Below are 11,688 nucleotides of genomic sequence, written 5' to 3'. Positions count from 1 at the left end.
GTGAACACCACATTGCTTTTCGATGTCGACGGCACCCTCATCGACTCCTTCCCCGGCATCCGCCACGGATTCCTCCTCGGATTAGAGGCCGTGGGCTGGGATAAACCGGACGAGGAGTTCATCAAACGCATCCCCGGCCCACCGATGCCGGAATCGATGCGCGCACTCGGCATGTCGCCTGACCAGGTCGAACAAGCCATGCAGGCCTACTCCGCCTACATGTCTACCGAAGGCTGGCAACGCTTCGAAGTCTTCGACGGCATGGCCGACCTGTTGGCTAGGTTGAAGGGGGAAGGTTTTGGGGTGTGCACGGCGACGTCGAAAAGCGAACGCTTCTCGCGAGCCGCACTCGAGCGCGCAGGGATGCTCGAGCACATCGACTTTTTGGGCGCTGCATCGAACGACGGCGTGCGCGCCAAGAAGGCCGACGTGATCCGGTACGTGCTGGACAACGTCGGGCCCGAACGTCCCCTGATGGTTGGTGATCGCACCCACGACTTCACCGGCGCCGCCACCTTTGACATCCCGAGTGTTGCCGTGACCTGGGGTTACGGTGCCGCACCCGAATGGGACGAGGCGACCTACGTAGCATCGGACGCACGCGAGTTGGAAAGGATCATCCGTGCTGCATATTGATTTCGTCTGCACTGGCAACATCTGCCGCTCCCCGATGGCGGAGGTCATCGTGCGCTCCAAATTGGAGGACGCGGGGCTGGGCGATGCGGTGCGCGTGTCGTCGTCAGGCATCGGCGACTGGCACGTCGGCCACAAAGCCGACGAACGCGCCCGGCGCGAACTGGCCAACCACGGCTACGACGGCGAAGCCCACCGCGCCCAACAGTTTGGCTACGAGCAGGAGCAAGCCGACCTGATCGTCGCGCTGGACACCAACCACGTGTCGGAGTTGGTCGTGCGCGGCGTGCCCGAAGACAAGGTCCGTCTGCTGCGCTCCTTCGACCCCGCCGCACCTGAGGGCGCTGGCGTTGCCGACCCGTACTACGGCGGGCCCGAGGGCTTCACCGTGGTGCGCGAGCAGATCGAAGCCGCCGCCGACGGCATTATCCGCTGGGTGCGCGATCAGCTAGGCTAAGTGGGCGTGAATGCCAACAAGTCCTCCCAAAAGCCGTGGTGGCGCCAACTGCTCAACCCCGGCTGGATCATCGCGGCGATCGTCGTCGGCATTTTCTCCTACTTTGCCTTCACGTTCCTCGCGCCCTGGCAACTCGGCAAGAACGAACAGTTAGTCGAGCGCAACGAACACATCTCCGCGGCGTTCGACCACGATCCCGAACCGCTGGTGGACCGCCTGCCCGGCACCACGCTCGCCCCCGCCGACGAATGGTCACGTGTGGTCGCCACCGGCCACTACACGGGCAACGACGTGTTGCTTCGCCTGCGTTCCGTCGACCGCACCCCTGCGTTCCAGGTGCTCACGCCGTTCACGCTTGACGACGGCCGCACCATCCTTGTCAACCGCGGCTGGGTCCCCGCCGAGGGCTCCACCGGTGTCCCGGACATCGACGCAGCACCCACCGGCGACGTCACCATCACCGGCATGCTGCGCGCCGGCGAAGCCGTCCACCCCACTGCGCCCATACACGACCAGGGCTACGACATGGTCCACTCCATTAACCCCGCCCAAGTCGGGGAGTTAGCCGGTGTAGACGCAGGCGCTGTCATGGTCGAGCCGTACATCCAACTGCTTTCCGACCAGCCCGGCACCCTCACCGCCATCCCCCTGCCCCAACTGGAAACGGGCAACCACCTTTCCTACGGCCTCCAGTGGATCCTGTTCGGCGTCGCCGCCCCCGGCGCCCTGCTCTACTTCCTGTTCTCCGAAAGCCGCGAACGCCGCCGCTACGTCGAGGAGCAGAAGCAACTGCTTAACGACGACACCGTGGCCGGCAGCGGCCCCGAGCCTTCCCCTGTCCCCGGCGAAGAAACCGCCCCGGCGCCGTCCGCTCAGACCCCGACTGCGGCTCCTACGCGTTCCCGCCAGCGCTACGGTTCTTCCCGCACCAACCCGTGGGCCAAGGCTTACGATAAGGAACAAGAACGCTAACTCTGTCCCATGGTCTCTGAAGGGGTTTTGATGTCGCTCGATTCCGTCCTCCGCACCCTCGCCGACGTCGGCGTCGTCCCTGCCCCGGGCGTCGAACCAGCCGATATTGAAGACGCCGCCTTCGACCACGCCGTCGCCTTCGCCAACCGCCCCTTCGCAACCTTGTCGCTTCTCACCGACCCCGAAGGCCAGCCCCTTTTCGCCCTGTCCGACGGCGGTACTTTGCCAGCCCGCGCCGGCTTAGCCTGCGCCGCGCTTGGCCACTCTCTCCACGACATCTCCATCGTCCCCGACTCCCCCACCGCCACCACCGGCTCCGCTCGGGTGCAGTTCTCCGAATGGGACGTCGCAGACGTGGAGTTCGACGGCAACACCCCGGCGTTCGAACTGGGCATCCTCGCCGCCATCGAGAACCGATCGCTCTAGGTACCGGTTCGGGTTAAGCGACAAAATGTGTGTCTGGATTCGTCGATTTGTTTGAGATGATCGGGGGTTTTCCTGAAAGTATATGCTCCTGGGGCTTATATCCGCGCCATGGTGGCGAAAAACCGGGGGGGTGACAGCAGTGTGTGGTAGGGGCTGGTGTTGGCTTGATCAATGCCGAAGAACAGACCACGCTGCCAATGCGGTGGGGAAATGAAACGCAACGGTAAGACCTCCGCCAACCGCAGCCGGTGACGGTGCAAAATGTGCGGCGCTTCCATCACCAAGCAGCTCCCCGATATCACCAACTCCGCTGCCTTCGCAGCATTTATCACCCACCTCACAACCGGTGCGAGCTTGGAAACCGCTGCCGCCGGAGCAGGATGTCATCCGCGTACGCTGCAACACCGGTTTGAACACTTCTGGCTAGTTGATGTCCCCGATCCCACGATCGGGCACGAAGGCTGGGTCTACGACCAGGTCTTTCTTGACGGCACCTACACCGCCGGCGGATGCTTGATTGTTGCTGCCACCTTGGATCACGTCATCGCTTGGCACTGGTGCACACGTGAAACCACCCGCGACTACCAACGACTGCTCGAACGTATCCCCGCGCCCCTGATCCCTGTCATTGACGGCGGCCAAGGCGCTGCCAGCGCAATCAAGGCATGCTGGCCCACAACGAAAGTGCAGCGCTGCCTCGTCCACGCCCAACGCGTGGTGCGCCGGCACACCACCGCACGTCCCCGCACCGATGCAGGACGAGCGATTTACCAGATCGCGCTCAACCTCACGAAGATCACCGATCTTGACGAGGCGGCCGCGTGGGGTGCGCAACTGCACGAATACGGCACTATCTACCGTGACTGGATGAACCAGAAAACGTTCACAACCGACCCGGCGACACGGCAACGCGCCTGGTCATGGACTCATGAACGCACCCGCAAGGCCTACAACAGCCTCAACCACCTATGGCGGGGCAACTTACTGTTGGTCTACCTCGCCCCACCCGACGGTGTGCTCGACGCCAGCCGGATCAAAGCCACCAAACAGCCGGAAGGCGGAATCAACGCCCAGTTGAAACTGCTGGCCCGCACCCACCGGGGAAGATCCGGGAACATCAACGCCGCATGTTGGATTGGTGGCTCTACCTAAAAACGGAACTGCCTGACGACCCCGTTGAGATCGCCGGGCAGCCCAACTGGGGTCAGGACTAACTGGCCAAAGTATCCACCCTGACCCGAAACGAGAACCAAGCCGACCACGAAACTTCGACGACCAGCCTTCTACGAGGGCGCTATCGACACCAACTACACCCACTCAATCGGCATCCAAAAAGGCCACATCTAACCCTCGCGACACGCCGAGCTAGACACCCTTTTTGACCCTTAACGCTCAAATAGTAGTTATAGAATAGCGGCTCACGCAGGAAGCAAGAATTTGAATATACTAGTCTCTGTCTCGTTCACGGTATCTCACCAAGACTACGTACAAAATGCCCGCTAGAGCACCTGTAATCGATAAAATGGGACCTACGGACAAAATCGGATTAGACCACGCAGAAAGTGCTACTTGAATAATACTCAGGATAACACCTATAGCGATAATGATACCGATGACAACACGTAGCAAGCGCATTTATACCTACTGTGACCAGCAAATTCCACCAGGGAAAAGTCTAATTCCTCGATTCCACGTACCGCAGATGCCTAAAATGCCAGATTCCGCCGCTAAGCCTCCAGCAATAGCGCCAGCAAGAAACCCGCCTACACCTGTTTCTGCAGTAATTAACGCAGCTAACGCGGCAACACCAGCGCCAGCGGCGTACGCATTCTGGAGTGCAGATGCCGCGCAGCTATTTAGCAAGATACCGGGTGGTAGCTTTTGGAACCCATTCCGTCCTTGACATGCATCGTAAAACTGAATAGCCGGTTCGATAGCATCCGCTTCGCGTTCAAGAATCGCTAGGTCTGATTCGTCCGCGTCAACATTCCAGCCTTGCGCAAGAAGAGTTCCTGAGAACTCATTCAGTACACCGGAATCCACGTCTGGATCCGACTGAGCTGCTCGATAATCAAACCGTGCATGTTCAAAATCAACATACCTGTCCATCGCCCTAAAAGATGCCTCTTCAGCCACGGTGAGGTTCGAATCCTCGGCAAATAACATCTGCGCCTCAGCGACGTCAATTGGCTTTGCCGTTACCGTCGTAGGGGAGGAGATTCCTAGCGCCGATACCGAAAGTGCAACTGCCAATGCCCTTCTAAAGGGTAGGCGCATTCCTAACCTCTTTCTAAGAATATTCTGCGAGAGCTTGCTCTGTCGAGATGTCCTGCGAGCTCTTGCTCACTTAAGACACCTTGTGAGATGACGGTAACATATTCTTTCGCCCAATGAACGGCAGAGCATTAATGAGAATGTCACGCCGATAGCAGACACACTTTTTGAGCCTTAACCCGCCTTAACCCCAGCCTGCGGACTCACACCAAGCTACGAAAAGGCCCCTCCGAAGAGGGGCCTTGACCTGGTGCGCCATGACGGGCTCGAACCGCCGACCTACTGGGTGTAAACCAGTTGCTCTTCCAGCTGAGCTAACGGCGCGCTGCCCGGTAACACTACCAAAGCACGACCGGAAAAGGAAAACCTGCAGGCTAAGCGCCAAAAACTACCGTTTCGAGGCGGCGAGGCAAGAGCCCTGCCAGTCACCGAAGCGGTCGGCCTTGGTCTGCAGCAGACCGGCCAACTGGGCAGACTCTGCGATCAAGCCCGGGGCGACAACGCCTGGGAAGCCGGCACCAGGAGTCATCAGCCAGATACGGCCGCCGGAACCGAGGTTGCGGGTGGCGTCGACGAGTTCATCGACAAGGTCACCGTCGCCTTCACGGAACCAAAGGAGGACGAGGTCGCAGGGCTCGAGGGTGTCGTCGTCAAGAAGCATTGCTCCGATGGCATCCTCGATGGCTTCCGAGATGGACGAATCCGCATCCTCGCCCCAGCCGATCTCCTGAACGACAAGGTCGGGGCCAACCCCAAAACGGTCGGCGTAGGTGTCCACTCCTGTGGCACTCAAGTGTCTAAATCCTCCAGTTGTAGTTGTACGAATGCACGACAGCATACCGCCCCACCGTGCTCAATGGCGACAAACCAACAATTAGTCTCACCAAAAGCCATCCGATGTAAGAACTAGCGACCAAAAGAACGTATCCTTGTCGGTGTATTGCCCCGATGAACCCAGGAGGTTGAAGTGGCCGAAAAGGACACCGAGATGATCGATGGTCGCGTGAAGAACGCTTCTGACGTCGATACGAATATCCTGTCGCTGCGCGAAGGCGTAGCTTCCTACCTGCATGACGCGGACCCGGAGGAAACCCAAGAGTGGATGGACTCCCTCGACGGCCTGCTCGAGGAGTCCGACCCGGAGCGCGCCCGCTACCTCATGCTTCGCCTCATTGAGCGCGCCAACGCCAAGCGCGTACCGCTGCCGGCGCTGTCCTCCACCGACCTGGTGAACACCATCCCAACCAAACTCGAGCCAGAATTCCCTGGCGACGAGAAAATTGAGAAGCGCTACCGCCGCTGGATGCGCTGGAACGCCGCCGTCATGGTGCACCGCGCACAGCGCCCGGGCATCGGCGTCGGCGGCCACATCTCCACCTACGCCTCCGCGGCAGCCCTCTACGAAGTTGGCTTCAACCACTTCTTCAAGGGCAAGGACGCACCACAGGGCGGCGACCAGATCTTCTTCCAGGGCCACGCCTCCCCAGGCATGTACGCCCGCGCCTTCCTCGAAGGCCGCCTTTCCGAAGACGATCTGGACGGCTTCCGCCAGGAACACTCCCGCAAGCAGGGCGGCCTGCCGTCCTACCCGCACCCGCACGGCATGCCGGGCTTCTGGGAGTTCCCAACCGTGTCCATGGGCCTTGGCCCAATGAACGCCATCTACCAGGCACGCTTTAACAAGTACCTGCAGGACCGCGGCATCAAGGACACCGACCAGCAGCACGTCTGGGCATTCCTTGGCGACGGCGAAATGGACGAGCCCGAATCCCGCGGCCTCATCCAGATGGCTTCCCTCTACGGTCTGGACAACCTCACCTTCGTGATCAACTGCAACCTGCAGCGTCTCGACGGCCCAGTGCGCGGCAACGGCCAAATCATCCAAGAACTGGAAAGCTTCTTCGTCGGTGCCGGCTGGAACGTCATCAAGGTCGTCTGGGGCCGCGAGTGGGACGAACTGCTTGAGAAGGACGAAGAAGGCGCACTCGTCCACATCATGAACACCACCAAGGACGGCGACTACCAGACCTTCAAGGCCAACGACGGCGCCTACGTCCGCGAGCACTTCTTCGGCCGCGACGAGCGCACCAAGAAGCTCGTCGAAGACATGACCGACGAAGAGATCTGGAACCTGCGCCGCGGCGGCCACGACTACCGCAAGGTCTACGCCGCCTACAAGCGCGCCCTGGAGACCAAGGGCAAGCCGACCGTCATCCTCGCCCACACCGTCAAGGGCTACGGCCTCGGCCACAACTTCGAGGGCCGCAACGCAACCCACCAGATGAAGAAGCTGGCCCTGGAAGACCTGAAGCTCTTCCGCGACAAGCAGCAGATCCCGATTTCCGACGAAGAACTGGAAAAGGATCCGTACCTGCCGCCGTACTACCACCCGGGCGAGGACGCCGAGGAGATCAAGTACCTCAAGGCACGCCGCGAGGAACTCGGCGGCTACCTGCCGGAGCGTCGGGAGCAGTACACCCCACTCGAGCAGCCTGACTTTGAAAAGACCTTCAAGGCCCTGTTCAAGGACTCCGGCAAGCAGGAAGTCGCCTCCACCATGGCGCTCGTGCGCACGTTCAAGGCGATCATGCGCGACAAGGAGATCGGCAAGCGCATCGTCCCGATCATCCCGGACGAGGCCCGTACCTTCGGCCTCGACTCCTGGTTCCCGACCCAGAAGATCTACAACCCGCACGGCCAGAACTACGTGCCGGTCGACCACGACCTGCAGCTGTCCTACCGCGAGTCCACCGATGGCCAGATCCTGCACGAAGGCATCAACGAGGACGGCTCCTCCGCATCCTTCATCGCAGCAGCAACGTCGTACGCCACCCACGGCGAGCCGATGATCCCGATGTACATCTTCTACTCGATGTTCGGCTTCCAGCGCACCGGCGACAACTTCTGGGCCGCCGGCGACCAGATGGGCCGCGGCTTCATCGTCGGCGCAACCGCCGGCCGCACCACCCTCTTCGGAGAGGGCCTGCAGCACATGGACGGCCACTCCCCGATCCTGGCATCCACCAACCCGGCCGTCATCCCGTACGACCCGGCGTTCGCCTACGAGATGCCATACATCATCTCCAAGGGCATCGAGCGCATGTACGGCCAGGGCGCGGACAAGGACGAGGACGTGATGTACTACATCACCGTCTACAACCAGCCGCACCACCAGCCGGCACGCCCGGACAACCTCGACGTTGAGGGCCTGCACAAGGGCATCTACCTTTACGACGAAGGCAAGGACCTCGAGCACAAGGTCTCCCTGCTCGCCTCCGGCGTGGGTATGCAGCAGGCACTTCGCGCACAGGAGATCCTGCAGGAGAAGTACAACGTCGGTGCCGCGATCTACTCCGTCACCTCCTGGACCGAGCTCGCCCGCGAGGGTCAGCGCAAGGCTGCCGAGCAGCTCCGCAACCCGGGCGAAGAGGTCGAAGAGGCATTTGCTACCAAGCAGCTCAAGCAGACCGAAGGCCCGTACATCGCGACCTCCGATTTCGCTTCCGACCTGCAGGAGCAGATCCGCGCCTACGTCCCGGGCCAGTACATCGTGCTGGGTGCCGACGGCTTCGGTTTCGCCGACACCCGCGAAGCCGCCCGCCGCTACTTCAACATCGACGCCGAGTCCATGGCCGTCGCCGCCCTGATGGGCCTGGCCAACGAAGGCAAGATCGATCGTGATGTTGCAGCGAAGGCTGCCAAGGATCTGAAGATCGACGATCCGACCGCCGCGAAGCCGACCCTCGACTCCGACGACGAGGGACCGGAGAACGCCGCAGAGTAGTTCTGTGATCCCCCAACCGCCCCGGCCTGTTTTCATTGGCCGGGGCGGTTTTCGTTGTGTGAGGTGGCTTGTCTTTCCGCCTGCCACCCTTTCCGAAAATAGTTCCCCGGCCGGGAACTTTCTTCGGTTTTGGGGCTTTCCGCGGCCGCGTTTCCCCAGGTCGCCGATTTTGCAACACCTTAAAAGCCAAAATAGTTCCACAAATCGGCGCGGACCCGGGAATTATTTTGGCCAGGAGCAGATGCTCCTGACAGACTTCACATCGGCGCCCACCTCAAAACCCGCTGACCTGCGACGATTCCCGGCGCTGACAGATTCTGCCGGAATGTGTCAGAAACCTCGGCGGCTGGTGGCTGTCGCAGGCGCGGTCGCGCCTGCCCTACCCTCGCGCCAGGGCGATGACGCGCTCGATGGCGGCGGTGACGGCGCCGGGGTCGTCGAGAGGCGGCATGTGCCCTGACTCGGGCAGGATTTGGAAGTAGGCGCCTGGCCAGATTGCGGCGAGTTCGGCGGATTGGCTGACGGGGGCGACGTTGTCGCGGTCGCCGACGAGGATGTAGCCGGGGATGGTGGCCAGGACGGCGGCGGCGCCTCGTTCGGAGTGGGTTTGGAGGTCGTCGAAGAAGCCTCGATAGGTGGCGAGCGGCGTGGCTTTAATCATGCGGGCGTGGAATGTGATCAGGGACCACGGTACGGGCCGGAAGTAGAACCAGCGTGCGAGGATCGGGGCGATCATGTCGGTGACCAGGCGCCGGATGCCCTCGGCGGCGTGTGGCAGCCTATCCACAAACCACCCGAGCGACCGGCCGAATCCCCCACCGAGGAGGCGTGGTAGGCCGCGGGCGGTGAAGGGGTCGACGGTGCTGGAGATTTGCACGGATCCGACCCAGTTGAACTGGTGGCGGCGCATCAGGGACAGGGAGATCGGACCGCCGAGGGAGTGTCCGACGGTGATGAGGGGGTCGTCGATACCGAGGTGGCTCAGGACGGCGGCGATGTCGTCGGCGGCGGAATCGATGGTGAGCAGGCTGGGGTCGGCGTAGCCGGTTTTGCCGTGGCCGCGGACGTCGACAAGGATTTGGCGCACGCCGGAAATGGCTTCGACCTGCAGTTTGTATTCGGCGGCGGCGATGTTGAAGCCGTGTGCGTAGACGACGGTCAGGCCGGCGTCGCGGGGGCCGACGTCGTAGTAGTGGATGGTGATGCCGTCGCGGTCGATGGTGCCGGTGCGCATCATAATCCGAATTGTTGCAGGTAGGGCATGGCGGCGAAGCCGATGCCGACGATGACGGCGAGGATGCCGAAGACCAGCGCACCCTTTCGCAGCGGCGTTGATCCAGCGGGCGCAGGCGCGGGCGTTTGCTTCTCGACGACCCCACGTCCCGTATTCGTCACCCTCGCCGTCGTCGAACGCTTCGAGCCGTCGGCGAACGTGGCGGTCACGTCAAGGTTCACGCTGTCGTAGGAGTCCTTGGGCAGGGTCACGGTAATCGCCCCGGTTTTCTGGTCGACTGCGTCGTGATTGCCCTTGACCTCCCACGTCGCGTCGTTAGGAAGGTCCAGGTGGCGGACGTTGGTCGGGGTGAGCGTTACGGTTTGGCCGGGGTCGGCCTCGGCGGAGTCGTATTCCGGATCGTACAGAAACGCGTGGTCCGGGATTAAGGTGACCTCGGGGAAATAGAGGTCCGTCGAGTTGTCCGGAAAGTGCACCCGCACCGGAATCTGCTGCGTGTTCTCGCCGCGCTGCACCGGCGTATCGCCATTCAGGTTGAGGTTGACCCGGAGTTTGTCGTCCACCTTGTCCACCTGAAAGCGGTGGCGGATCGTGTTCTCCCCGGTCAGGCTCCACCGTGCCCCCTCCGGCACGTCCTTCAACTCCAGGTAAACGGGGTTGGTGTAGTAGTCGCCTGGCGGGCCGTACACGTGCGATGTCTCCGGCGCGAAGTACGGCTTGTACGTTTCCGCCATCGTTGCGGCGCCGGCGACGGGGGCGACGAGGCTGGTGATCACAACGGCTGCTGCCGGAACTGCGAGGCGGTGCATGGGCCTATCATAACGGCATGGAACTTTCGCAGCGCTTGGATCTCGGCGGCCTCCAACTCGAGGAGGAAACCCCGGCAGACACGTTCGCTCGTCTCGCGGGATTGGTTGAGGAGGTGACGGGGGTCGTCGTCAAGCAAAGCTCGCGTTTCGACGACACCGCCATCGCCTCCCTCGACCGCATCGAACTCGCCGTGCGGATCGAGGACACCTTCGGCGTGCGTATCGACGACACCGTACTTACCGACCACCCCACCGCCGGCGAACTCGCCGACTACCTGGAGGAACACGAATGATTTCATACCTGACCGACATGGACGGCGTCCTCCACAAAGAGGGCTCGGTCATTCCCGGCGCGAAGGAGTTCATCTCCACCCTGCGCGATGAGGAAATCGAGTTCATGGTGCTGACCAACAACTCGATGCAAACCCCGCGCGACCTCTCCGCGAAACTGCAACGCATGGGCCTGGACATCGAGCCGGAACGGATCTGGACCTCCGCGACGGCAACCGCGAAGTTTCTCTCGCAGCAAGCCGGTGAAGCCTCCGCGTACGTCATCGGCGAGGCCGGCCTGACCACCGCGCTACACGAGATCGGCTGGATTCTTACCGACGCCGACCCCGACTTCGTCGTACTCGGCGAAACCCGCACCTACTCCTTCGAAGCGCTCACCACCGCCTCGAACCTGATCCGGCGCGGCTCCCGCTTCATCGCGACGAACCCCGACCTGACCGGGCCTGGCCCGCGCGGGGTCGTACCCGCAACCGGTTCCGTCGCCGCCATGATCACCGCCGTGACCGGCATGGAGCCTTACTACGTGGGCAAACCTAACCCCGTCATGATGCGCTCCGCACTGAACAACATCGGCGCCCACTCTGACAACACCGTCATGATCGGCGACCGCATGGACACCGACGTGAAATCCGGCCTCGAAGCCGGCATGCGCACCGTACTTGTGCGCTCCGGCATTAGCGACGACGCCGAGATCGCCCGCTACCCCTACCGCCCCACCGCCGTGTTCGACTCGGTGGCGGACCTGGTGGATCGCATCCACGACCCCTTCGGCGACGGCAAGTACACCGACGCCGACTAGGGCGCGCTT

At 62.0% G+C, this 11,688-nt stretch carries 12 protein-coding genes and 1 tRNA gene; 8 read left to right on the top strand and 5 right to left on the bottom strand.

The features are described from left to right. The 5 genes from HMPREF2617_RS08405 to HMPREF2617_RS08385 all read left to right on the top strand — a co-directional run bounded on the left by HMPREF2617_RS08405 (position 1) and on the right by HMPREF2617_RS08385 (position 3,640). Positions 1 to 636 carry an HAD-IA family hydrolase gene (locus HMPREF2617_RS08405; protein ID WP_070840511.1) on the top strand — a complete coding sequence of 212 codons (636 nt, stop codon included), beginning with the start codon at positions 1 to 3 and terminating at the stop codon, positions 634 to 636. Further along, complete coding sequence (locus tag HMPREF2617_RS08400; protein ID WP_070450800.1) at positions 623 to 1,090, top strand: low molecular weight protein-tyrosine-phosphatase; 468 nt, start codon at positions 623 to 625, stop codon at positions 1,088 to 1,090. The genes HMPREF2617_RS08405 and HMPREF2617_RS08400 overlap by 14 nt, the downstream gene beginning before the upstream one ends. Before the next feature lie 6 nt (positions 1,091 to 1,096). Continuing rightward, complete coding sequence (locus tag HMPREF2617_RS08395; protein WP_246821723.1) at positions 1,097 to 2,062, top strand: SURF1 family cytochrome oxidase biogenesis protein; 966 nt, start codon at positions 1,097 to 1,099, stop codon at positions 2,060 to 2,062. A 30-nt stretch (positions 2,063 to 2,092) separates the two neighbouring features. Beyond that, positions 2,093 to 2,488, top strand: a complete 396-nt coding sequence (locus tag HMPREF2617_RS08390) for a hypothetical protein (protein ID WP_141763037.1) — start codon at positions 2,093 to 2,095, stop codon at positions 2,486 to 2,488. A gap of 261 nt (positions 2,489 to 2,749) precedes the next feature. After that, complete coding sequence (locus HMPREF2617_RS08385; RefSeq protein WP_256381228.1) at positions 2,750 to 3,640, top strand: IS1249 family transposase; 891 nt, start codon at positions 2,750 to 2,752, stop codon at positions 3,638 to 3,640. 489 nt (positions 3,641 to 4,129) lie between these two features. Here the strand turns inward: HMPREF2617_RS08385 and HMPREF2617_RS11935 are convergent, their stop codons facing one another. The 3 genes from HMPREF2617_RS11935 to HMPREF2617_RS08375 all read right to left on the bottom strand — a co-directional run bounded on the left by HMPREF2617_RS11935 (position 4,130) and on the right by HMPREF2617_RS08375 (position 5,600). After that, positions 4,130 to 4,654, bottom strand: a complete 525-nt coding sequence (locus HMPREF2617_RS11935) for a hypothetical protein (RefSeq protein ID WP_168168345.1) — start codon at positions 4,652 to 4,654, stop codon at positions 4,130 to 4,132. 356 nt (positions 4,655 to 5,010) lie between these two features. Beyond that, positions 5,011 to 5,086 (bottom strand) — tRNA-Val (locus HMPREF2617_RS08380). 64 nt (positions 5,087 to 5,150) lie between these two features. Further along, positions 5,151 to 5,600 (bottom strand): DUF3052 domain-containing protein, encoded by a 450-nt coding sequence (locus HMPREF2617_RS08375; RefSeq protein ID WP_070422126.1) that lies wholly within the window; start codon positions 5,598 to 5,600, stop codon positions 5,151 to 5,153. A gap of 150 nt (positions 5,601 to 5,750) precedes the next feature. On the opposite strand from HMPREF2617_RS08375, the gene aceE reads away from it, so the two are divergent. Beyond that, positions 5,751 to 8,546: a pyruvate dehydrogenase (acetyl-transferring), homodimeric type gene (gene aceE, locus HMPREF2617_RS08370; protein WP_070840607.1), complete on the top strand. Its 2,796-nt coding sequence runs from the start codon at positions 5,751 to 5,753 to the stop codon at positions 8,544 to 8,546. 379 nt (positions 8,547 to 8,925) lie between these two features. Here aceE and HMPREF2617_RS08365 read toward each other — a convergent pair whose 3' ends face one another. Both HMPREF2617_RS08365 and HMPREF2617_RS08360 read right to left on the bottom strand, forming a co-directional pair. Further along, a complete protein-coding gene (locus HMPREF2617_RS08365; RefSeq protein WP_083319416.1) occupies positions 8,926 to 9,783 on the bottom strand; it encodes an alpha/beta fold hydrolase in 858 nt (285 codons plus the stop codon). Beyond that, on the bottom strand, positions 9,780 to 10,589 hold the full coding sequence (locus HMPREF2617_RS08360) for a YPDG domain-containing protein (protein ID WP_070840508.1): 810 nt from the start codon (positions 10,587 to 10,589) through the stop codon (positions 9,780 to 9,782). Before HMPREF2617_RS08360 ends, HMPREF2617_RS08365 begins: the two co-directional genes overlap by 4 nt. Positions 10,590 to 10,606: 17 nt before the next feature. Here HMPREF2617_RS08360 and HMPREF2617_RS08355 point away from each other — a divergent pair, with 17 nt between their 5' ends. Next, positions 10,607 to 10,882: an acyl carrier protein gene (locus tag HMPREF2617_RS08355; RefSeq protein ID WP_070570169.1), complete on the top strand. Its 276-nt coding sequence runs from the start codon at positions 10,607 to 10,609 to the stop codon at positions 10,880 to 10,882. Beyond that, positions 10,879 to 11,679, top strand: a complete 801-nt coding sequence (locus HMPREF2617_RS08350) for an HAD-IIA family hydrolase (RefSeq protein ID WP_070815800.1) — start codon at positions 10,879 to 10,881, stop codon at positions 11,677 to 11,679. The genes HMPREF2617_RS08355 and HMPREF2617_RS08350 overlap by 4 nt, the downstream gene beginning before the upstream one ends. Positions 11,680 to 11,688: the final 9 nt, after the last annotated feature.

This window comes from Corynebacterium sp. HMSC070H05 (assembly GCF_001837615.1).
Classification (GTDB): Bacteria; Actinomycetota; Actinomycetes; order Mycobacteriales; family Mycobacteriaceae; genus Corynebacterium; species Corynebacterium coyleae.
The sequence above is the reverse complement of the archived record's forward strand: the minus strand, read 5'-3'. Positions and strand labels throughout refer to the sequence as shown.

Bases quoted from the DNA above. Each gene is read 5' to 3' on its own strand.
- HMPREF2617_RS08360 (WP_070840508.1), bottom strand. From the start codon at position 10,589: ATGCACCGCCTCGCAGTTCCGGCAGCAGCCGTTGTGATCACCAGCCTC.
- HMPREF2617_RS08375 (WP_070422126.1), bottom strand. From the start codon at position 5,600: ATGCTGTCGTGCATTCGTACAACTACAACTGGAGGATTTAGACACTTG.
- HMPREF2617_RS11935 (WP_168168345.1), bottom strand. From the start codon at position 4,654: ATGTTATTTGCCGAGGATTCGAACCTCACCGTGGCTGAAGAGGCATCT.
- HMPREF2617_RS08385 (WP_256381228.1), top strand. From the start codon at position 2,750: ATGTGCGGCGCTTCCATCACCAAGCAGCTCCCCGATATCACCAACTCC.
- HMPREF2617_RS08355 (WP_070570169.1), top strand. From the start codon at position 10,607: ATGGAACTTTCGCAGCGCTTGGATCTCGGCGGCCTCCAACTCGAGGAG.
- aceE (WP_070840607.1), top strand. From the start codon at position 5,751: ATGATCGATGGTCGCGTGAAGAACGCTTCTGACGTCGATACGAATATC.
- HMPREF2617_RS08390 (WP_141763037.1), top strand. From the start codon at position 2,093: ATGTCGCTCGATTCCGTCCTCCGCACCCTCGCCGACGTCGGCGTCGTC.
- HMPREF2617_RS08350 (WP_070815800.1), top strand. From the start codon at position 10,879: ATGATTTCATACCTGACCGACATGGACGGCGTCCTCCACAAAGAGGGC.
- HMPREF2617_RS08365 (WP_083319416.1), bottom strand. From the start codon at position 9,783: ATGATGCGCACCGGCACCATCGACCGCGACGGCATCACCATCCACTAC.